We start from the raw sequence: 21,931 nt of genomic DNA, 5'->3' as shown, positions 1-21,931 counted from the left end.
GCCGCCTCAGCGCGGCTTCAATAGCTCGCGCCCGACGATCAGTTTCTGGACCTCGGTCGCACCCTCGTAGATCCGCAGCGCGCGGATTTCGCGATAGAGGCTCTCGACGATTTCGCCCTTGCGAACGCCGCGTCCGCCGAACATCTGCACGGCACGGTCGATGACGCGCTGCGCGGTCTCGGTCGCCGTCAGCTTCGCCATCGCAGCTTCGCGGGTGGTTGGAAGCCTCTGAACGTCGCGGCGCCAGGCCGCACGGTAGGTCAGGAGCGCTGCGGCATCGGTGTCGGTTGCCATGTCGCCGAGCGCGGCCTGGGTCAACTGGAGATCGCCGAGCGTTGCATCGAACATGTGCCGGCTCTGCGCGTGCGACAGCGCCTCATCGAGCGCGCGCCGCGCAAAACCGAGCGCCGCGGCCGCAACGGACGCGCGAAAAATGTCGAGCGTCTGCATGGCGAGCTTGAAGCCGCCTCCGGGCGCACCAAGCCGACGGCTCGCCGGGATCCGGCAGTTCGTAAGGCGCAACGTCGCCAGCGGATGCGGCGCGATGACGTCGATACGCTCGGCAATGCCGAAGCCGGGATCACTGGGGAAGACGACGAAGGCCGAAATGCCCCGAGCGCCCGGCGCCTCTCCGGTTCGCGCGAACAACGTGTAGACGTCGGCGATACCGCCGTTCGATATCCAGGTCTTCTCGCCGTTGATGACGTAATCGTCGCCGTCGGCGCGCGCGGCGCAGGACATGGCCGCAACGTCCGACCCCGCCTCCTTCTCCGACAGCGCGAAGGCTGACAGCCATTCGCCCGATCGAACTTTTGGCAGCACGGCCTTGCGCAGCTCCGCCGAGGCGCCGAGCGCGATCGCGCCGGAGCCGAGCCCCTGCATCGCAAAGGCGAAATCGGCAAGCCCATCGGCGTAGGCGAGCGACTCGCGCGACAGGCAGATCGAGCGGGAGTCGATCGTTGTCGCGCCGCCATCAGGCGCGGCAACGGCGCAATCGAGCAGTCCCACCTCGCCCATCGCGCGCACGAGCCTGCGGCAGGCGCCGTCGACATCGGCGTGGTCGATCTTGTCGAGGACCCCCGACTGCACGAAGCGGTCGAGCGCCTCGCCGATCGCCTGATGGCGCGGTTCGAAGAACGGCCAGTCCAGCCAGTCGCGCCTGATCACCTTGGCAACGGAGCTCATTTTGAGATCTCCTGCGCGGCCACTGCTGCGGCGCGGGCGAGATTGGTTTCATATTGGCCCTTGGCGGACAGATATTGCTTGGGCCAGGTGACCGCGGTGATGCCGATGCGCGCCGCTTCGTGCAGCGTCCAGGCAGGATCCGCCAGGTGTGGTCGCGCAATGGCGCAGAGATCCGCGCGGCCTGCGGCGAGGATCGAGTTGGCGTGATCGGCTTCGGAGATTGCGCCGACCGCGATGGTCTCGACACCCACCTCGTTGCGGATCAGGTCGGCGAACGGCGTCTGGAACAGGCGTCCATAGATCGGCCGCTCCTCCTTCCACACCTGTCCCGACGAACAATCGATCACGTCGGCGCCCGCCTCCTTGAACATTGCGGCGAAGATCGCCGCATCGGCCGGCATGTTGCCGCCCTCGGTCCAGTCGTGGCAGGACAGGCGCACCGACATCGGGCGATCGGACGGCCACGCCGCGCGCATCGCCCTGAACACCTCGAGCGGAAAGCGCGCACGGTTGTCGTGGCTGCCGCCGTATTCGTCGGTCCGCCGGTTGGTCAACGGCGACAGGAAGCTCGACAGCAGATAGCCATGGGCGCAATGGAGCTCGAGCCACTCGACGCCGGCCGCAGCCGCACGGCGGGTTGCGGCGACAAAATCGTCGCGCACGCGGTCCATGTCGCTGCGCGCCATCGCCCGCGGCAACTGGCTATGGGGCAGATAGGACAACGGCGATGCGGAGATCAGCGGCCAATCTCCCGACTCCAGCGGCTGATCGATCCCCTCCCAGGGGACCCTGGTCGCACCCTTACGCCCGGCGTGACCAAGCTGAATGCCGACCTTGGCGTGTCCTACGCCATGGACGAGATCGACCAGGCGGCGCCACTGCGCCGCTTGGGCGTCGTTCCATAGACCAAGGCAACCCGGCGTGATCCGCGCATCCGGCGAGACGCAGGTCATCTCGGCAAAGACCAGCCCGGCACCGCCCATGGCGCGCGCCCCGAGATGGGCGATGTGGAAGTCGTTGATGAGCCCATCCTGCGCCGAATACATTGCCATCGGCGAGACCATGATGCGGTTCGCAAGGCTAAGCCCACGCACGCGGTGCGGCGTCAGCATCGGCGGCGGCACGCGTTCGCCGTCCTTGACCGCGATACCTGAGCGCGCGGCAAACCAGCGCTCAAAACCTTCCAGCCATGCGCGATCGCGCAGGCGAAGGTTCTCGTGGCTGATGCGTTGCGAGCGCGTCAGCATCGAATAGAAGAACTGCGGCGGCTCGAGCGTATCGGCATAGCGCCGGCCGACCACCTCGAACCATTCCATGGCGTTGCGGGCAGCATTCTGGATGCGCGCGACGTCGACGCGGCGCACCTCCTCGTAGGCTTCCAGCACAGTTTCGACCTTGTCGCGGCTGTGGCCATGGCGATCGAACTGATTGGCGAGCTCGATGGCGTCGTCGAGCGCGAGCTTGGTGCCCGAGCCGATCGCGAAATGCGCGGTGTGCGCGGCATCGCCCATCAGCACGACATGGGACCGGCCATTGAACACGCTCCATTTGCCGCAGATCAGGCGGCTGAAGTTGAGCCAGGCCGAGCCGCGCAGATGCCGTGCGTTGGTGAGGAGCTTCGCCCCATCCAGCGTTTCGGCAAAAACCTTCTCGCAGAATTCGATCGAGCCCTGCTGGTCGAGCTGGTCGAGCCCGTGAGCCTTGAAGGCCTCCTCCGTCGTCTCCACGATGAAGGTCGAGGTCTCGCCGTCGAACTTGTAGATATGCGCCTGGAACCAGCCATGCTCGGTCTTCTGGAAGTCGAACGTAAAGGCGTCGAACAGTTTTTTGGTGCCGAGCCAGATGAAGCGGTTTGGCCGGATCGCCATATCGGGCTGGAATTGCTCGGCGTAGCGCGTGCGGATCCTGGAATTGACGCCGTCGGAAGCGACGATCAGGTCGGCGTCGGGGAATTCGAGATCGGACTCGACCTCGCGCTCGAAGACGAGCTCGACGCCCAGCGCCTCGCAACGCCGCTGCAGGATGTTGAGCAGGTGCTTGCGTCCGATGCCAATGAAACCATGGCCGGTCGTGCGCTGGCGCGTCCCCTTGAAGACGAGCTCAATGTCGTCCCAATGATTGAAGGCGTCCTCGATCTCAGCGGCGCTTTCGGGATCGGCAATCCGCATCGCCTGCATCATCGCATCGGAGAACACCACGCCCCAGCCGAACGTGTCGTAGGGCTTGTTGCGCTCGACGACGGTGACGACGTGCTCCGGGTGCCGGCGCTTCATCAGGAGGCCCAGATAGAGCCCGGCCGGGCCACCGCCGATAGAGACTATGCGCATGATCCCTCGCTTTCGCGCGCCGCGCCGTGTGGAGAGCTGCAAACTCTTTCGGAACCCGAAAGGCAAATTATTTTAAGTATAAAATATTTCGCCGGACCACGGGTTGTCAAGGCGCCAGGGCCTAACAGCCCGCACATGGCTCGCAGCGGCCGAAAAGCGGTGGTTTGTTAACGGCTTGGATCGTCCTGGGGACGATGCCGACGGTAAAGCGCAGCCCCCCGGCGCAGAGAAGCGAATCCCTGCGAGCCGGCCATGCTCCCGCTGTTTCACATCACTTGCGCTGATGGACAGGAGCAGGAGCCGCGGAACAGCTACGCCACGCCCGCCTTGACGATTGAGATCGGCGAAGAATCGGTCTTTTCGGAGAGGCTCCGCGCGGCGGCACTGAGAACGTCGCGGTAGCGCGCGTAGTTGCGCGCTGCGTCTTCGCGGGGCGCGATCAAGCAGAGAGTCGCTGCGCAAATCCCGTCGCGGTGGAAGACCGGCGCCGCGAAGCAATGCGTGAAATTGTCGGCCAGCGTGTCGAACGAGAAGAACCCGTCCTCCCGGGCCTTGTGAACATCCGCGAGAAAAGCACTCGGGTCCAGCCTGAAGCCGCTCGACAGAACGAAGTCTTCCTTTGGAATAAACGAGAGGATCTGCTCGTCGCTCATGTGCGAGACCAGCAGGCGCCCCGACGCGGTCCAGGGAATCGGAATCCTCTCGCCGACATCTGAGCTGATGCGAAACGGCCTGGCGCCTTCGCGCATCATCGCAACCGTGTATTTGTCGCCGTCGAGCATGCACAACTGAGACGTCTCGCGCGTCGTCTCGGCGAGTTCGTCGAGATACGACCGGCATTCGCGGGTCAGGTCGAACTGCGACTGATAGGCAAGGCCAAGGAAGTACAATTTGCGGCCAAGAAAAACGCGGCCCTCCTTGTCGGCATATTCGAGAATGCCGGCCGCCAGCATCAGATTGACGAGTTCGTACGTCGTCGATTTCGGGGCGTCGACGCCGACCGCGATTTCGTTTGGTCGAGCCGGCCGTCGCAATTCGCGCAGATAGTCCAGAATCGCGAAGGACCGATCGAGCCCCCTCGCGCGCCGGCCGACGCCTACGTCCTCAGCTGCCTGCGAAGCCACCTCAGCGCCCTTCACCGCGAATCCCACGGTCCTCATGCCATTCAGTCTCTTGCCTATTGCGCGATTTTTAAAACGACGCTAGCTTTTCGAAGTCCGCTATATTGAAATTATGTCCATTATAGCGGAATAGATCAGGAAGCAAGCCGTTGCGATCGGCCTGTGGAGGCCCCTGCCGATCCGTCGCTCAGCGCCAGGCCTTGAAGGCGCCGCCGCGCGCCGCGCATTGGAGGGAGAAGGATGATGAAGTCGTCGTTGTCGGCGGTTAGCGCCATTTGCCTTGGCCTATTCGCCTTGATCGGAACGGCAAGCGAAGCCGCCGCCGCGGCCAAATGCATGAAGGGCGACCGCAAGCCGCCATTCACGATCGGTTGGGCCGATATCTATTCGGTGCCGACCTGGATGAAGGAGACGCAGGGGACGATCGAGAAAGAGGTCGACGAGCTCAAGAAGCAGGGCCTCGTCTCGAAACTCGTCGTCACTGATGCCCGAGGCGACGCCAACACCCAGATCCAGCAAATCCAGTCGATGATCGATTCCAATGTCGATGCGATCATCCTTATTGCCGGCTCGTCTTCCGCGCCGGGCCGTGTGATCGCCGACGCCTGTGCCAAGGGCATCGCCGTCATCAATTTCGACAGCCTCGTCGACACGGATCAGGTCACCGCCAAGATCAATACGGATTCGGAGCAGTGGGGCGCGAGCGCGGCGAAATTCCTCATCGACGCGATCGGCGGCAAGGGCAAGATCCTCGTGCTGAACGGCCCGGCCGGCATCTCCGTCAGCGATGACCGCCGCAAAGGCGCCGAGCCGGTGCTCAAGGCCAATCCCAATGTGACCATCCTCGCCGAGACGAACACCGCCTATAACGTCGCGCCGGCCCAGGAAGCGGTGACCAATCTTCTCTTCGCCCATCCCGATATCGAGGGAATCTTGTCGCTCGGCGGCGCTCTCTCGGCCGGCTCGGTTCTGGCCTTTGACAAACAAGGCCGCACACAAGTTCCAATCACGGGGGAGAACGCGCGCCAATTCCTCGAACTGTGGAAGGCAAAAAACCTCAAGGCCTGGGCGACGATGCAGCCAAATTGGCTTGGCGCTTTTGCGACCTACGTGGCTGTGCAGGCCTTGACCGGCAAGGATGTCCCGGCCTTCGTCAAGATTCCTCTGCCGATCATCGATAATTCGAACCTCGACCAGTATCTGGCCAAGGCGAAGGATTTCCCGGCTGACGGCTACATCTACTCCCCTTACGATCAGAAGCTCTTTGACGAGCTTCTGGCTCAAAAGTAGGTAAGCGCCGAAAACGGTCACCAAGATGACGCCTGCTCCGACCCTTGCCGCACGTGGCGTGTCGAAGTCGTTCTTCGGGAATGCCGTGCTCCGCGACGTGTCCATCGCGCTTCAGCCGGGCCGGATTCACGCGCTGCTCGGCGAGAACGGAGCGGGCAAGTCGACGCTGATCAATATCCTGTCGGGGGCACTGCTCCCCGACGAGGGTGTCGTGGAAATCGACGGCCGCTCGTTTCGCGGGCTCAATCCCCACGATGCGCATCGTGCGGGCGTCGCGGTGGTTCAACAGGAGCTCGGCCTCACCAGCCAGCTCTCCATCGCCGAGAACATCGGCCTTGGCGCGCTGCCGCGCCGCTATGGACTGATAGACTATCGCTGCCTCGCCAGGCGCGCGCGAGCGGCGATGGACCTCGTCGGACTCGACGAGGATTTGGCGACCCCGGTTGGCGATCTGCCGCTTGGCCGGCGCCAGATGGTCGAGATCGCCAAGGCGTTGTTTCGAGAGCCGCGCGTTCTCATTCTCGATGAGCCGACATCGTCCTTGTCCGCGCACGAGGTCGAGACGCTGACGGGCTTGCTCGACCGCCTCTGCGCGAAGGGCGTCGCCATTCTCTACATCTCGCATCGGCTCAACGAAATCATGCGGTTGTGCCAACACGTCACCGTCCTCAAGGACGGCGTCGTAACTGCGGACCGGTCGATCGAGGGCGTCGAGGCCGCTGATCTGGTACGGCTGATGGTCGGTCGCGACACCGGCCACCTCTTCCCCGCCTGGACACCGACGGCAGAGCGCGATCCGATCGTGTCTGTCTCGGGTCTTTCCGCCGGCGTCTTGCGCAACATCGATATTTCGATCCGGCGCGGCGAAGTTCTCGGCGTCGGCGGATTGGTCGGGCAAGGACAAGAGGATTTGCTCCTCAGCCTCTATGGCGCCCTGCCCGCCTCCGCGCTGACCGCAGACTTCAATGGCCGGCCGACCCTTCCCTCGTCGGTTCGCAAGGCTAACGCGCTGGGCCTCGCCTATGTGCCGGCTGATCGCAAACGCGAAGGTCTTCATCTCATTCACAGCATCGGCTGGAACCTCATGCTGCCAAGCTTCGCGCGCGCATTTGGGCTGTCGTTGCGCGATCGATCGAAAGAGCGCGCGCTCGCCAGCGCGCTCGCCGACCGCTTCACGATCAAAGGCGATCTCACGCGGCAAGTGCAGGCATTGTCCGGCGGCAACCAGCAGAAAGTGGCGCTGGCGAAATGGACGCCAGCCGAGCCTCAAGTTCTGTTGCTGAACGACCCGACGCGGGGTGTGGACGTCGAAACAAAGCGCGAAATCTACGCGCTGCTGCGCCGTCTGGCCGGCGAAGGCAAGGCGATCGTTCTTTCAAGCTCCGATACGCCCGAGCTCGTTCATCTTTGCGACCGTGTCGCCGTGATGCGCGAGGGGCGGATCGTCGCCACCATTGAACGCGAGGCCCTGAGTGAAGAGGCCATCGTGGCCGCCTCGATGGGCGCAAACCTCATGAGGACGGCGGCATGAGCGCGGCCGGAAGTGCACCGCGGCTCTATTGGCCGGCACAACGACAGCGCAACCGTGGCGTCAAAGGCCTCTTGACCGTCGTGGCGGCATTTCTGGCTCTTTACGCCTATCTCTTCCCCGGCCTCATCAGCGTGAGCGGCGTCGCGAAATTTTCGCAGAGCTGGCTGCCGCTCGTGCTGGTCTCGATGGCACAAGCAATTCTCATGCTTGCCGGCGGCGTCAGCCTGGCGATCGGCGCGATGGTCAGCCTGGGCGCGGTCATCGCCGCGACCACGATGGCCGGGCCGCTCGGCGTCGCCGGTGGCGCGGCTTTGGTGATTGTCGCAGGCCTCGTCACCGGCGCGGCTTGCGGAATAATCGTCGTGCGTCTTGGCCTGCCCGCCATCGTCGTCACGCTCGCTGCCTCTTTCATAGTTGGCGGCGCCGCCCTGCTGATCTTGCCAAGACCGGGCGGCGCGATCCCCGCATGGTTGTCGGATTCGCTTGCCGGCGAGACGCCCGTGGCGGCATTGCTCGTCATCCTCGCCGTCGTCCTCTGGAAACTCTATCTCGCTACGCCCCTTGGCCTTAGTCTCTACGCGGCGGGCGAAAATTCCGTCAGCGCGTACCGCGCCGGCGTACCCGTCGACGCGGCACGGATCGCCGCCTATGCCGTCAGCGGGCTGCTCTCGACTTGCGCGGGCCTCTTCGTCGCCGCACAAACAGGTTCGGGCGATCCGGTGATCGGCGAAGCATTCACGCTCAACTCGATTGCGGCGGCGGTCCTCGGCGGCGTCGGCTTTCTCGGCGGCCGCGGAGCGATGCGGGGCGCGGTTGCCGGCAGCCTTCTCCTCAGCGTCATGATCAACGTGATGTATTTCCTCGGCTTCCCGCCGGTCGCACATTACATCGCGCAAGGCCTGATCATCGTCGGCGCCGTCGCGCTGCCGGAATTTACGGCGCGTAGGAGCTCGTTATGAGGCCAACAGAGACGGTCCGCTTTCCAAAGTTCCAGGGGCGCGCGCTGCTGATGAGCCGGCCTTTCCTGACGATTCTGATCGTCGCCGCCCTATGGATCGCAGCGTCCTTCGTGAAGCCCGGTTTCGGGGCCTTTGGCCATCTCCGCTATCTCGTCGAGCTAGGCGCCGTCGTCGGTCTCGCCGCTATTGGGCAGACGTTCGTCGTCATTGCAGGCGGCATCGACCTTTCCGTCGGCGCCATCATCACGGTCAGCGCAGTCGGCGTCCCTCTCGTCTCATTTGCCGGCGACGAGAGTGGTGCGTTCGCAGCTATTATTACCCTAGCCGCTGCGACCGTGATCGGGGCCCTCAACGGAATCGGTGTCGCTTTCTTGCGCGCCCATCCCATGATCATGACCTTGGCCATGGCGACCTTTCTGCAAGGTCTTTTGATCTTGCTTGCGGGCGGCAGCGCGGTTTCAGCACAGAGTCCATTGCTCGAGTGGCTCGGCTCCGCCCGACCGGGGGGCGTCCCTTCCGGCGTCCTGGTCTGGACCGTCTCGTCGATCCTTTCGCTTCTCGCGCTACACGCGACGCCGTTCGGCGCGCGCATCTTTGCGCTCGGCGCCAATTCGCTCGCAGCGACCCTCTCCGGCGTCAATGTCTGCTCGACGACCGTCGCCGCTTACGCGATCAGCGGCCTGACCGCCGGGATGACGGGTCTTCTCCTCCTTGGCATGAACGGGCAGGGTTACGTCGGGATCGGTGATCCATACCTTCTCTCGTCGATCGCAGCGGTCGTTCTGGGTGGCACCTCGATCATCGGCGGTTCGGGCACATACGCCGGCTCGATTCCCGGCGCCATTCTTCTCGTGACGATCACAGCGCTCATCACGGTGGTCAATGCCTCGCCGGGGTGGCGAAGCATCCTCTTCGGATCGCTCATCCTCGCTCTGCTCCTGGTCTCAGGTCGAGAGACGCGTCGAAGATGACGAGGCGTCGAACCGATAGAAGCGCGCCGCATTGGCAAAGAACAGAGCCGTTTGCTCGTCGGCAGAAAGCTGGGAGACGATGGTCTTGAAGGCCTCGTACACCTCATCGAACGAAGCGTGCAGCCTCGCGACTGGGAAGTCGCTGGCAAACATCGCTCGCGCGACACCGAAACACTCGAGGCAGTGGAGGACCACTTCGGCCAGACTTTCGAGCGTCCAGTGATGATCATAGGCCACGAGATCGGATATCTTGATCGACACATTGGGTGCGCGGCCCAGGCTCGCGAGAGCCTTTCGCCAACGCAGCATGCCCTCGGGATCGCGGTCGATCGGGCTTCCGCAATGGTTGAGAACGAGAAGCTGGTTCGGAAAGTCCCGTTCCAATTTTTCCGCCTGAGCAAGCTGATCGGGGAAGACCATCAGCTCGAAGGCAAGTTCGTGAGACTTAAGCCGTGCGAGGCCGGAGCGCCATTGCGGATCGTCGATGAAATCACCCCGAGCGGCGAAACGGCGCGCGGGGTCCTCGCTCCAACTCAAGATATCGCGGACGCCAACAACGCGCGAAAAGCGCGCCTGTGCCTCGATCAAGGCCGGCGCTTGCGCGCTCGCCAGCGGAACGTGAACGACATAGCGGTCCGCGATGCGATTCGTCTTGTCGAGCGTTTCGAGCCACCGCGTTTCACCGAGGCAGTCGTCGCTCGCCCAACCGGCTTCCACGTGAACGCTGCCGACGACGTTTTGCCGCACCGCATCGCGGCGATAGTCCTCGGGCAGATAGTTGCGTCGGAGAGACGCAAGGTCACCGAGACCGCCACGTTGACCGGCGCTGACCGCGAGCCAATGATGCCGGCCGAGGCTCAGGTCCCAAAGGTGATGATGTGCGTCGATGATGGGACCGTCATACCTCAACGTCGCGCTGGCTCCACGAAAGGCGTCGTCGCCCGCTTCGAATTTACGCGGTCGCGCGCGAAGGGCAAGAGCGATGACGGCGGTCGCGCACGATGGGACTCCGACCGCTTTCGGTCAGGTCGACCAATCGTTCGATTCCACCATGGCAAGGACTTGCAATGATGAAACACTACAAAGTCAGCCCACGGATGGCACAGGCGGTGATGTACAATGGCGCGGTTCATATCGCCGGCCAAGTCGCCGACAATCGCAAGGCCGGCATCGAGGATCAAACACGAGACGTTCTCGCCAAGATCGACGCTCTGCTGGCCGAAGCCGGAACCAACAAGTCCAGACTGGTTGCGGTGAACGTCTTCCTGCCGCATATCACCGATTTCGAAGCGATGAACCGCATCTATGACGCCTGGGTCGATCCGGAGAGGCCGCCGGCACGGGCCTGCGTCGAGGCACGGCTCGCCGACCCGGACTTGCGCATCGAGATAACCGCCATCGCGGCGCTGTAGGCGGCGATTTGACTTGTTCAGGTCCCTGAGATTCCAAAGCGAGCAATTCTGGCTTGATGGTGAAAGATCATCCGGCCCGCAGCGGCGATAGTATCGACGCATGCAGATTCCATCTCTGCCAACAAAGTGATTCCCCGCTGAAAGGCTACCGATGCATCGCTCAATGTGGACTTACGCCTGGGACATACTGGATATTGGCGCCGATCAAGTTATCGACGAACTGCGCGACCGCGCCGGCTTGAACAGCGTGAGTTTCGCGACGTCCTACCACGCGGGCCGCTTCCTTCAACCGCGCAGCCCGGTCCGCAAGGCCTATTTTCCCGAAGACGGGACGATCTACTTTCATCCGACGCCGTCACGTTGGGATGGAGTGACGATCCGACCGAAGGTCGCCGATGTCATCGCACAAGGCGGGGACGTCTTGCGTGAACTCGTGCGTCGTCGCGACGCCGGTGGCCTGAAAGTCTGTTGCTGGACGGTGTGCCTACACAATACACGCCTTGGACTTCTCTACCCCGGGATCACGACGCGCAATGCGTTCGGCGATCCGAACTATTATAGTCTCTGCCCGTCCCATCCCGACGCACGCGCCTATGTCTGCGCCCTGGTCGAGGACGTCACTCACGCCTACCGCCCGGACATCGTCGAACTCGAGAGTCCGTCCTTCATGGGCTTCGCTCATGAGTTCCATCACGAGAAAGACGGCGTCGGCCTGACGGCCGAGGACGATTTCGCTTTATCGCTCTGCTTCTGCGAAAGCTGTCGCGTCCGCGCCGGGGCAGCCGGCGTCGACGTCGAGGCGGCGCGCCGTCTGGTCGCACAATGGATCGTCGAGGCGTGCGAGCGCGAGACGCCGCAACCGCGCTTTCCGGAATTTCCCGGCAGCGGTCTCGACAGCTTTCGCCAATTTCCAGCGCTCTATGAGTATCTCCTTTGGCGAACGGAGCCGGTGACGAGTCTCATCGCCGAGATGAAAGCTCGTGCACACGCGGACAGTCGCATCGTCTTGATTGATGTTGCCAACGGCTGGCTCGGAGGCTGCGATCTCGAAGCGATAGGCAAGGTCTGCGACGGGGCGATTCTTTGCGTCTATGGACGTTCGCCGGATGAATGCGCTGCGACCTTGACGCAGGGCAAAGTCGCGCTTGGGAACGAAAAGTTTCTTGGCGCCGGGCTCCGCGTGTTCCCGCATGACGTCACCGGCGTCGAAGGCCTGAGACGCCAAGCCGACGCCTGCGTAAAGGCAGGCGCCAAAGGGCTGAACTTCTACAACTACGGTCTCGTCCCAGCGTCTCGGCTGGACTGGATCGGCCGGACGCTCGAAGGGCCACCCGCCGGGTGAACGCCATTGCAGGAAATCGTCGTTTGAAGCGCAAAATCGCCGGTTGATGTAACCGGCAGACTACGCGTCAAATCGGCAGCGGCCCTGCTTGTCGTTTTATTTTGTGCAATCCTGCCGCTTGCTTGCTGGCTGCAGTCACAGCCTCCCAGTCGCGTGCAGCGATCGCTTGGGGCCTGAGCATCCAGGAGCCGCCGACGCAGATCACGTTAGGGAGTGCGAGGTAATTCGGGGCGGTTTCCGGCGTCAGCCCGCCAGTCGGGCAAAACTGCAGTTGAGGTAACGGCGATGCCAGCGCCTTCAGATAGGGAATCCCGCCGGCGGGCTCGGCCGGAAAGAATTTTGCAAATTGATAACCGCGTGCGATCAGTGCCATGGCCTCTGAAGCACTGGCGGCTCCGGGCAGAAGCGGCATTTCCAAGGCGCCCGCCGCGTTGAGCAAGGCCTCTGTCGCACCGGGCGACACCGCAAAGCGCGCGCCGGCTTCACGCGCCGCCTCCAACTGGCGAGGGCTGAGCACCGTACCAGCGCCGACAACCGCGCCCTCGACCTCAGCGGCAATGATGCGGATCGCTTCGAGTGCGGCCTCCGTACGCAGGGTCACTTCGATGGCGGACAGGCCACCAGCGACAAGGGCACGCGCCAATGAAGTGGCGTCGACCAGCTTTTCGATCACCACGACCGGAACGACCGGCGCGCGGCACAAAATGTCCTTGAGCCTGCTCTGCGGAAGAAAAGACGTCATGCATTCAATCCCCGGAAAATGCTGGCACCACGATCTGCAGGGCCGGCGGACGCGCGCAATTGGGAGAAGAGTTCGCGGCCGATTCCGACATGAGAGGCCGACAGATCTTCGCTGGCAAGCGGACGGGCCGCCCATTCGTCGGCAGGCACCCGAACGGTCAACGTTCCCGCGACTGCATCCAGGCGCATGAAGTCACCGTCACGAATTTTGGCGATCGGGCCTCCGTCGAGCGCTTCCGGTGTGAGATGGATCGCAGCGGGCACTTTGCCTGAGGCGCCCGACATCCGGCCGTCGGTGACCAGCGCAACCTTGAAGCCGCGATCCTGCAGGACGCCAAGCGGTGGCATCAGCTTGTGGAGTTCCGGCATGCCGATCGCGCGCGGGCCCTGAAAGCGGATCACGGCGATGAAATCACGCTCGAGTTTTCCGGCCTTGAAGGCCGCCTGCAACTCCTCCTGCGAATGGAACACCAGCGCTGGCGCCTCGATAACATGCCTTTCAGGCGCGACAGCGGAGGTCTTGATGACCGCCCTGCCAACATCACCTTCGAGAATCCTCAAGCCGCCGGTGGGGCTGAAGGGCCTCTCGACGCCGCGCAGAATCGCATCATCGGCGCTGGTGGACGGCCCTTCTCGCCAGACAACTGCGCCAGCGTTGCTGAGAATCGGCTCCTGGCGGTACGAGGCCAATGTCCCGGCAAAGGCAGTTGCGGCGTCCGCATGCAGCAGCCCTGCATCGAGCAATTCGCGGATGACAAAGATCGTGCCGCCGGCGGCATGAAATTGATTCACGTCTGCGGGGCCATTTGGATAGACCCGCGCCAGCAACGGGGCGACTTCAGCAACCCGTTCGAAATCGCGCAGGTCCAATGTCAATCCCGCCGCCGCCGCCATCACAACAAGATGTATCACAGCGTTCGTCGACCCGCCCGTCGCGGCGAGGCCCACCATCGCATTGACGAAGGAACGCTCGTCGATCATGCGGCCGACAGGCAAGAACTGCGAGCCCAATGCGCTGAGGCCGATGACTTGTCGGACGGCCGCTCGGGTCAGTGCGTCGCGCAGGAGCGTGTCCGGGTTGACGAAGGATGCGCCTGGCATCTGCAGGCCCATGAATTCCAGGAGCATCTGATTGGTGTTGGCCGTGCCGTAGAACGTGCAGGTGCCCGGCGCATGATAGGATCGCGCCTCGACTTCCAACAGAGCAGCTCGATCGACCTTGCCCTCGGCGAAAAGCTGGCGAACACGGTTCTTTTCGGCGTTCGGAATGCCCGATGGCATCGGTCCCGAGGGAATGAAAATCGCCGGCAAATGCCCAAACGACAGCGCGCCAATCACGAGGCCAGGCACAATCTTGTCGCAAACGCCAAGGAGCGCAACCGCATCGAATGTTTGGTGCGACAAGGCGACCGCGACCGACAGCGCAATAACGTCGCGTGAAAACAGGGAAAGCTCCATTCCGGCCTCGCCCTGAGTAATCCCGTCGCACATTGCGGGAACGCCGCCCGCAACCTGGGCGGTCGCGCCGATCGCGCGCGCCTCCGACCGGATCAGTTCGGGATAATGCTCATAGGGTTTGTGAGCGGAGAGCATGTCATTGTAGGCGGTCACAATACCCAAATTCGGAGTGCCGCCCTGGCGCAACGCATCCTTGTCGCTTGCCGCGCAAGCCGCGAAACCATGCGCTTGATTGGCGCACCCCAAGCGTCGCCGCTGAGGCGCGGCGGATGCTGCGCTGGCGATGCGATCGAGATAGCGCGACCGCGCGTCCCGGCTGCGCCTGGCAATCGCCTCGGTGACCTCGCCAATTCTCTCGTTCAAGATGGCCATGCCTTATCCTCAATCTCTTGGGTGAACTGCTTGGGTTCAGCGCTCACTTGTTTAGAAGGCTCTCGGCGCCAGCAATTCCTTCTGGCTCGTTACGCCCATTCACCGTCCTCGACCCACGTCCGACCATCGCGCTCGATAAGCGCAATCGCGGCCGAGGGTCCCCAACTGCCGGCGACATAGGGGCGCGGCGGCTCTTTCGAGTCCGACCAGGCTTGACGGATTGGATCGATGAATGCCCAGGCTGCTTCGACTTCATCGCGTCGCATGAACAGGGTGGCGTTGCCGCGGATCACGTCCATCAGCAACCGCTCATAGGCCTCGGGCGCATGGCCCCCAAAGGCTTTCGAGAAGCTCATGTCGAGCGATACATGCTGAAGTCGGAATCCACCTGGTCCCGGTTCCTTGATCATCAGCCAGAGCTTGATGCCTTCATCGGGTTGAAGCCGGATGACGAGCTTGGTCTGATGAACCCTGCCCGCGTCGGCCGCGAATAGCGCATGCGGGGCCTTCCGGAAGGTGACGACGATCTCGGAGATGCGTTCGGGCAGTCTCTTGCCGGTACGCAGATAGAACGGCACCCCCGCCCAGCGCCAGTTCTCGATTTCGAGCTTCAGCGCCACGAAGGTCTCGGTGACGCTCTCGGAGTCCCCAACTTCCTCGGCATAACCGCGCACCGCTTCGCCAAACGCCGCGCCCGCACGATATTGCCCCCGCACGGTCCGTTCCGAAGCATTGCTCGCGTCGATCTTCAGCAGCGACTGGAGCACCTTGCGCTTTTCATCGCGCACCGCGTCGGCCGTGAGCGAGGCCGGCGGCTCCATCGCCACGAGACAAAGCAGTTGCAGGAGATGGTTCTGCACCATGTCGCGCAACGCTCCCGACTTGTCGTAATAGCCGGCGCGGCTCTCGACGCCGATGCTTTCGGACACCGTTATCTGGATGTGATCGATATGACCGGAGTTCCATAGAGGCTCGAACAAGGCGTTGGCGAAACGCAACGCCATGAGATTCTGCACCGTCTCCTTGCCGAGATAGTGATCGATGCGGAAAATCTGGTTTTCGCCAAACACCGCGCCGAGCGCGTCGTTGATTTCGGCGGCCGACGCGCCATCCTTGCCGATGGGTTTCTCGACGATCACGCGCGTCGCGCTCGTGATCAATTGATGGGCCGAAAGCCGATCGGCAATCTTTCCGAACAAGTCCGGCGACGTGGCCAAATAGAACGCCCGAACGCGCGCCGGATCGTCGCCAAGGTTCGCTTTGAGGTCCGCCCAACCGAGATCGCCGCCCGCGTCCACGATGACGTAATCCAGCAGGTCGACAAAGCTTGCGAGCGCGTCAGGATTGGAAGCGCGGGCTGGATCGAAGCGTTTCAGGGCATCGCCGACGGCGACGGCGAATTCCTGCCTGCTCATCCGCTGCCGCGATACGGCGATGACGCGCGTTCCCGGTGAAAGCTGACCTTCATGCTGACGACGAAACAGCGCCGGATAGAGCTTGCGATAAGACAGATCGCCAGTCCCGCCGAAAACCACCAGATCGAAAGGTTCGACTTGAAGAGCTTGCGTGATCATTTTCAAGACAGCTGTCCCATGTTCGCGGCGATCGGACTGTGCCGTCATCCGTAGGGTCGGCTCGACATCGCGGAGCTGCCGCGATCTGCCCGGACTCGCCCTCCTCGCAAACACGTCGCCGAAATGGCCCAAGTCCGTGGGCCGACCTTCCCATCCTCCCGCCGCTTTGTCAATAAATAAATCATTTTGGTTTATTAATTGACGCACCCCTTGCCCCGTGTTAAGCGCCGGGGCAGGCCCCAGAAGAGACATTTGCGTCTCCCTCAGAGCCGAATTCGAGAATTTGCGCATGTCTTCGACTGACCCGATGACCCCTGAAGGAGCCGTGGCCCCGCTGGCCGGGGAGAGATCTCGCGGCACAAATCTGGTTGGCGTTCGCGCTTACAACGAGCGGCTTGTTCTTTCCCTCGTCCGCCGGTTTTCCAGTTTACCGAAGGCCGAGATCGCAAGGTTGACCGGCCTTTCGGCCCAGACCGCCTCCGTCATCGTCAGGGCGCTGGAATCCGACGGATTGCTGCTTCGCATGGAGCCCAATCGCGGTCGCGTCGGGCAGCCCTCCGTTCCCTTGAAGCTCAACCCCGACGGCGCCTATGCGCTCGGCCTGCATATCGGCCGGCGCACCGCGAGCCTCATGCTGATGGACTTCGCCGGATCGGTTCGCGATCAGATCCATTGTTCCTTCGCCTACCCGGATGTCGGCGATCTCCTGGCGTTCACCGCCGCCAGTCTGATCGAGCTCACCGGAAAATTAAGCGGCGAGCAGAAGCAAAGGATCGTCGGTCTTGGCGTTGCGGTCCCTTTCGAATTGTGGAATTGGCGCAGCGAAGTCGGCGCACCCCATGCTTCGCTCGAAGCCTGGCGCAACTGCAATCTGCAGGCCGAGCTCGAGTCTCTCAGCGGCCTGCCCGTCTCGATCTCGAATGACGCAACAGCCGCCTGCGGCGCCGAGCTGACTTTCGGCAGTGGCCGCGAATATGAGGATTTCCTCTATATCTTCGTTGGTTATTTTGCCGGCGGCGGCGTCGTTATCAATGGCGAGCTCTATGCGGGACGTCAGGGAAACGCCGGCGCGCTCGGCTCAATGCCGGTGCTCGTCAAGAACACAAGCACGGGAATTGCCGAAAGGCGGCAGCTGATTCATTCGGCGTCGCTGCACAGCCTGGAAAAACGTCTCATCGCCGCCAATCTGGACCCCATCGCCTTCTTCAGATCGCAGGACTGGGAAAGCCTCGGCCCGATTCTCGATGAGTGGCTCGAAGAAGCATCGGATAGCCTCGCACAAGCGATTGTCGCATCGGCATCGGTGCTCGACTTCAGCCAGGTCGTTATCGACGGTGGCTTTCCAGCCCACATCCGGCAGCGGCTCGTCACTCTTGTGCGCGAGAAAAAAGGCGCCTCCGACCTGCAAGGGCTTGCACCGTTCGAGATTGGCGAAGGGGCGATTGGAGCCAGCGCCCGTACGATGGGCGCCGCGAGCCTACCCTTCTTCGCCCGTTTTCTCCTCGACCAGAATGTACTCTTCAAAGGAGATACCTAGTGCGGAGGGGAATCGGTCTCTTGCTCAGGTCAGCCAATGGAAATTGTCGCCGATGATCCTCGTGTGCGGTGAAGCCCTGGCGGACTTGTTCGTCGATGAAGGGCCGGATTCCGGCCTCACTGCGCGGGTCACCTTGGGTGGTTCCCCGCTGAATGTGGCCATTGGCCTCGCGCGGCTTGAGGAAAGAGCAGCGTTTTGCGGCGGGATTTCCTCCGACCGTTTTGGCGTGGCCCTGCGACGAAGGCTGGAATCGGAGCGGGTCGTTCTCGATTACGTCATCAACTCGGATCGCCTGACGACGATTTCAATCGTTACGACCGATTCCTCGGGACAGCCGAACTATTCGTTCCACGGCGAAGGCAAGGCGGACCGGGACGTCGGCATCGACACGCTACCGGGGTCACTACCGGCCGACGTTTGCGCGCTCACGTTTGGATCCTACACGCTCGCCGTGGCGCCCGTTGCCGATGCCTATCTCGCACTCGCTCGGCGCGAAGCTGCCCATCGCGTGATATCGGTCGACCCTAATTTGCGCCCGACCGTCACACCCAACCTCGAGGATTGGAAGAGGCGCTTCGGCGCCTTCCTGTCGATCGCAGATATCGTCAAGGCAAGCGAGGAAGATATCGCCGTCGCTTACGGCGAGGACGCTGACATCGACGAGGTCGTCGCCGGCTGGTTTGCATCGGGTCCTTCGATTGTTCTCGTCACGCACGGCGGCAATGGCGCGACCGGCTATCTGAAACGTGGCGGAAAATTCTCGGTGCCGGGAAAGCCGATCAGCGTCATCGATACCGTCGGCGCTGGGGACACCTTCCACGCCGCGATTTTGAGCTATCTCAATAACTCAGGCAAACTGAGCAAAGAACGTATCGCGGATTTGACCGCGCCGGAGCTGGCTCGCGCAATTGATTTCGCCGTGACAGCGGCCGCGATCACTTGCTCCCGACAAGGTGCGGATTTGCCGACAAAAGCAGAAGTCGCCTCTCGCATCGGACAATAAGCGCCGCAACCGATAAGCGTCCCAAAATGGTGGATCGTAGCGCTCGCGTCCTTTAGGCCGCGACCTCGGCAGGTACTCGTGCGCCTGTCATGAAAGCCACCGCGTCCGACATCGTATAGGACTTGGGATCTATCACCGTCAGTCGCCGGCCAAGCCGATGGATGTGGATGCGATCGGCAATCTCGAACACGTGCGGCATGTTGTGGCTGATCAGGACCACTGAAACGCCCCTCCTTCGCACGTCGAGGATCAATTCCAGCACACGACGCGATTCCTTGACGCCGAGCGCCGCGGTTGGTTCGTCCATGATCACCACACGCGAGCCGAAAGCCGCGGCTCTTGCGACCGCCACGCCCTGGCGTTGACCACCCGACAACGTCTCGACACGCTGGTTGATGCTCTGCACGGTCATGAGACCAAGCTCGGTGAGCTTCTGGCGGGCGATGCGCTGCATGGCCTTGCGGTCAAGCATGCGGCAGATCGAGCCGAGCGGACCCGGCCGGCGCAATTCCCGGCCGAGAAACATGTTGTCGGCGATCGAAAGGCTCGGCGACAGCGCGAGCGTTTGATAAACGGTCTCGATGCCGGCGGCCTGCGCGTCGAGCGGCGAGCGGAGTACAACCGGCCTGCCATCGAGCCTGATCTCGCCGGCATCAGGAACGAGCGCGCCCGAAAGCGCGCGGATGAGTGAGGATTTTCCTGCGCCGTTGTCTCCGATCACGGCCAGGATTTCGCCCGGATAGAGATCGAAGTCGGCATGATCGAGCGCCGTCACGCGGCCATAGCGCTTGATGAGGCCGCGCGCCTGCACGAGCGGCTCGGAGTTCTGAACGTTCGCAGCCATGCTCATGCCGACACCTTGCGGATCCACTGATCAAGCGCCACGGCGATGATGATCAACCAGCCGACGGCGAATTCCTGCCAGAGCACGTCCACATCGGACAGCGCGAGCCCGTTTCGAAACACGCCCACGATCAGGGCGCCGATCAGCGTGCCGATGATCGATCCGCGCCCGCCGAAAAGGCTGGCGCCACCGACCACCACCGCCGTGATGCTGTCGAGATTGGCCGTCTGGCCAGCCTGCGGGCTGATCGAGCCGATGCGCCCGATCAGAGCCCAGGCGCCGAGCGAGCAAATCATGCCGGCAATCACATAGACGGAGAACAGGATGCGGTCGGTCCTGATGCCCGCGAGCCGCGCGGCATCGGGATCGTCGCCAACCGCATAGAGATGGCGGCCGAAGGCCGTGCGATTGAGCACGAACCAGATCAGGGCAATGAGCCCCAGCATGAAGAAGGAACCATAGGTAAAGCGGGCCCCCAGAACGTCCACCGGTTTTCCGAGCATCTGCAGCAACGGAGCTGCTTTCGCCACTTCCTGCGAACGGATGGTTTCCGAGGCCGAGTACCAGAGATTGAGAGCGAAAAAGATCGACCAGGTCCCGAGCGTCACGATGAAGGGCGGCAGCTTCACGCGTGTGACAAGCGTGCCATTGAGGGCCCCGCAGCCTGCGCCAACGGCAATGCCGATCACGAGCGCCAGTGGAGCGGCGAGGCCCATGGTGACCGCAAGCTTGCCCATGATCACGGAGCACAGCACCATGATGGCGCCAACCGACAGATCGATGCCGGCGGTGATTACGATCAAGGTCTGGGCCACGCCGATTACGCCAATGATCGTGACCTGCTGGATGATCAGCGACAGATTGAACATCGACAGAAACCGCGGGCCGACGATGAGCCCGAACGCCGCAACGCCGAGCAGGAGCACGATCGCCGGCACCGCGGTCGGATTGGCATGCAGAAAGTGTTGAAGCTTCTGCAGCGGCGATCTTGTACGCACCTCGAATTCAGCCACGCGCGCGTCGCTCTTGTCGGCGAGAAGCTCGAAGGCCTGGGCAGCGGGTCGGCTGTCGCCGATATCGGTCATGGCCGTTTTCCTCGTTGCATGCGTAAGACCCGCCCATCGCGACGCTGAGGGCGAAAGTCTCCGCTGTTATCCGGCGCCCGGATTCCGGGCGCCTCTCCTTGCCAGAGGTCAAAGGTCGGGGAGGCGATCAGCCCCAGCATTTCTTCAAGGCGGCAGCGCCGTCAATCGACGGCAGATCCCCTACCGGCTTGTCGGTGACGAGCTCGACACCAGTGTTGAAGAAATCGAGTCCGGGCGAAGCCTTTGGCTTTCCACCACCGGTGGCGAACGCTTTCACCGCCTCGACGCCTTTCGCCGCCATCAGCAGCGGGAACTGCATCGACGTGGCACCGATCACGCCATCCTTTACGTTGCGCACACCCGGGCAACCGCCGTCGACGGAAACAATCACCACGTCCTTGTCGCGGCCGACGGAACGCAAGGCCTCGTAGGCGCCCGCTGCGGCAGGCTCGTTGATGGTGTAGACGAGCGAGATGCCGGGGTCCTTTTGCAGCAGGTTTTCCATGGCCTTGCGGCCACCTTCCTCGCTGCCAAGGGTCACATCATGCCCGACAATGCGCGCATCCTTCTCGTCGCCGATCTTGGCGGGGTTGCCGAGATCGATGCCAAAGCCTTTCAGGAAGCCCTGATCCCGAGCGACGTCGACCGAGATCTGGTTCACGTTGAGGTCCAGAAGCGCGATCTTCGCGGATGCCGCCTTGGCACCGAGCGTCTTCGCGGCCCACTGGCCGATCAACTGACCCGCCAGGAAATTGTCGGTGGCAAAGGTTGCATCGGCCGCATTCGGCGGATCGAGCGGCGTATCGAGGGCAATGACCAGAATGCCCGCCGCGCGCGCCTTCTCGACGGCCGGCACGATGGCGCGGGAGTCGTTCGGCGTGATCAGGATGCCTTTGGCACCGGCGGCGATCAGATTCTCGATGGCCGCCACCTGGCTCTCATTGTCGCCATCGACCTTGCCGGCGAAGGAGCGCAGCTCGACGTCATTGGCCTTGGCGGCTTCGTCGGCACCCGCCTTCATCTTCACAAAGAACGGATTGGTGTTGGTCTTGGTGATGAGCCCAACGATCGGCTTGTCGGCCGCCGAAGCGCCGGTAGCGCCAAGAGCAAGCACGAGTGCGGTGAATAGCCCGAATGACTGACGCATTGATCCCCTCCCGTGGGACGTTTGTTTGGTAA

The 21,931-nt window shown here is 62.8% G+C and carries 18 protein-coding genes; 8 read left to right on the top strand and 10 right to left on the bottom strand.

Features of this window, described 5'->3' with window-relative positions:
• Positions 1–6: 6 nt before the first annotated feature.
• The 3 genes from NLM33_RS42555 to NLM33_RS42545 all read right to left on the bottom strand — a co-directional run bounded on the left by NLM33_RS42555 (position 7) and on the right by NLM33_RS42545 (position 4,672).
• On the bottom strand, positions 7–1,185 hold the full coding sequence (locus tag NLM33_RS42555; protein ID WP_254104366.1) for an acyl-CoA dehydrogenase family protein: 1,179 nt from the start codon (positions 1,183–1,185) through the stop codon (positions 7–9).
• Positions 1,182–3,512, bottom strand: a complete 2,331-nt coding sequence (locus NLM33_RS42550; RefSeq protein WP_254104365.1) for a bifunctional salicylyl-CoA 5-hydroxylase/oxidoreductase — start codon at positions 3,510–3,512, stop codon at positions 1,182–1,184. The genes NLM33_RS42555 and NLM33_RS42550 overlap by 4 nt, the downstream gene beginning before the upstream one ends.
• Positions 3,513–3,823: 311 nt before the next feature.
• The gene (locus NLM33_RS42545; RefSeq protein WP_254104364.1) at positions 3,824–4,672 is read right to left on the bottom strand and encodes an IclR family transcriptional regulator; all 849 of its coding nucleotides are present in this window, start codon (positions 4,670–4,672) and stop codon (positions 3,824–3,826) included.
• 201 nt (positions 4,673–4,873) lie between these two features.
• Here NLM33_RS42545 and NLM33_RS42540 point away from each other — a divergent pair, with 201 nt between their 5' ends.
• From NLM33_RS42540 to NLM33_RS42525, 4 genes are read left to right on the top strand one after another with little or no spacing between them, the layout of a single operon-like run.
• On the top strand, positions 4,874–5,923 hold the full coding sequence (locus NLM33_RS42540; RefSeq protein WP_254104363.1) for an ABC transporter substrate-binding protein: 1,050 nt from the start codon (positions 4,874–4,876) through the stop codon (positions 5,921–5,923).
• Positions 5,924–5,948: 25 nt separating this feature from the next.
• Entirely contained in the window at positions 5,949–7,454 is a 1,506-nt protein-coding gene (locus tag NLM33_RS42535) for a sugar ABC transporter ATP-binding protein (protein WP_254104362.1), read from the top strand.
• Entirely contained in the window at positions 7,451–8,413 is a 963-nt protein-coding gene (locus NLM33_RS42530; RefSeq protein ID WP_254104361.1) for an ABC transporter permease, read from the top strand. Before NLM33_RS42535 ends, NLM33_RS42530 begins: the two co-directional genes overlap by 4 nt.
• On the top strand, positions 8,410–9,384 hold the full coding sequence (locus NLM33_RS42525; protein ID WP_254104360.1) for an ABC transporter permease: 975 nt from the start codon (positions 8,410–8,412) through the stop codon (positions 9,382–9,384). Before NLM33_RS42530 ends, NLM33_RS42525 begins: the two co-directional genes overlap by 4 nt.
• Here the strand turns inward: NLM33_RS42525 and NLM33_RS42520 are convergent.
• A complete protein-coding gene (locus NLM33_RS42520) occupies positions 9,358–10,293 on the bottom strand; it encodes an amidohydrolase (RefSeq protein ID WP_254104359.1) in 936 nt (311 codons plus the stop codon). The two genes, NLM33_RS42525 and NLM33_RS42520, sit on opposite strands and share 27 nt — an antisense overlap.
• Positions 10,294–10,451: 158 nt before the next feature.
• On the opposite strand from NLM33_RS42520, the gene NLM33_RS42515 reads away from it, so the two are divergent.
• Positions 10,452–10,796: a RidA family protein gene (locus NLM33_RS42515; protein ID WP_254104358.1), complete on the top strand. Its 345-nt coding sequence runs from the start codon at positions 10,452–10,454 to the stop codon at positions 10,794–10,796.
• 151 nt (positions 10,797–10,947) lie between these two features.
• The gene (locus NLM33_RS42510; RefSeq protein ID WP_254104357.1) at positions 10,948–12,138 is read left to right on the top strand and encodes a hypothetical protein; all 1,191 of its coding nucleotides are present in this window, start codon (positions 10,948–10,950) and stop codon (positions 12,136–12,138) included.
• Between the two features lie 67 nt (positions 12,139–12,205).
• On the opposite strand, the gene eda is transcribed toward NLM33_RS42510, so the two are convergent.
• From eda to zwf, 3 genes are all read right to left on the bottom strand, one after another.
• Positions 12,206–12,880, bottom strand: a complete 675-nt coding sequence (gene eda / locus NLM33_RS42505) for a bifunctional 4-hydroxy-2-oxoglutarate aldolase/2-dehydro-3-deoxy-phosphogluconate aldolase (RefSeq protein ID WP_254104356.1) — start codon at positions 12,878–12,880, stop codon at positions 12,206–12,208.
• The gene (gene edd, locus NLM33_RS42500) at positions 12,877–14,709 is read right to left on the bottom strand and encodes a phosphogluconate dehydratase (protein ID WP_254104355.1); all 1,833 of its coding nucleotides are present in this window, start codon (positions 14,707–14,709) and stop codon (positions 12,877–12,879) included. Before edd ends, eda begins: the two co-directional genes overlap by 4 nt.
• Before the next feature lie 89 nt (positions 14,710–14,798).
• Positions 14,799–16,283, bottom strand: a complete 1,485-nt coding sequence (gene zwf / locus NLM33_RS42495) for a glucose-6-phosphate dehydrogenase (protein WP_254106147.1) — start codon at positions 16,281–16,283, stop codon at positions 14,799–14,801.
• A gap of 289 nt (positions 16,284–16,572) precedes the next feature.
• Between zwf and NLM33_RS42490 the strand changes: the two genes are divergently transcribed.
• A complete protein-coding gene (locus tag NLM33_RS42490; protein ID WP_254104354.1) occupies positions 16,573–17,820 on the top strand; it encodes an ROK family transcriptional regulator in 1,248 nt (415 codons plus the stop codon).
• On the top strand, positions 17,726–18,823 hold the full coding sequence (locus NLM33_RS42485) for a carbohydrate kinase (RefSeq protein WP_254104353.1): 1,098 nt from the start codon (positions 17,726–17,728) through the stop codon (positions 18,821–18,823). The genes NLM33_RS42490 and NLM33_RS42485 overlap by 95 nt, the downstream gene beginning before the upstream one ends.
• Positions 18,824–18,875: 52 nt before the next feature.
• Here NLM33_RS42485 and NLM33_RS42480 read toward each other — a convergent pair whose 3' ends face one another.
• From NLM33_RS42480 to NLM33_RS42470, 3 genes are all read right to left on the bottom strand, one after another.
• Positions 18,876–19,673: an ATP-binding cassette domain-containing protein gene (locus NLM33_RS42480; RefSeq protein WP_254104352.1), complete on the bottom strand. Its 798-nt coding sequence runs from the start codon at positions 19,671–19,673 to the stop codon at positions 18,876–18,878.
• Positions 19,670–20,752 (bottom strand): ABC transporter permease, encoded by a 1,083-nt coding sequence (locus NLM33_RS42475; protein ID WP_254104351.1) that lies wholly within the window; start codon positions 20,750–20,752, stop codon positions 19,670–19,672. The genes NLM33_RS42480 and NLM33_RS42475 overlap by 4 nt, the downstream gene beginning before the upstream one ends.
• A gap of 127 nt (positions 20,753–20,879) precedes the next feature.
• Positions 20,880–21,899, bottom strand: a complete 1,020-nt coding sequence (locus NLM33_RS42470; RefSeq protein ID WP_254104350.1) for a sugar ABC transporter substrate-binding protein — start codon at positions 21,897–21,899, stop codon at positions 20,880–20,882.
• Between the last annotated feature and the right edge of the window lie 32 nt (positions 21,900–21,931).

Origin of the sequence: Bradyrhizobium sp. CCGUVB1N3, assembly GCF_024199925.1 — a bacterium.
Classification (GTDB): domain Bacteria; phylum Pseudomonadota; class Alphaproteobacteria; order Rhizobiales; family Xanthobacteraceae; genus Bradyrhizobium.
The sequence above is the reverse complement of the archived record's forward strand: the minus strand, read 5'-3'. Positions and strand labels throughout refer to the sequence as shown.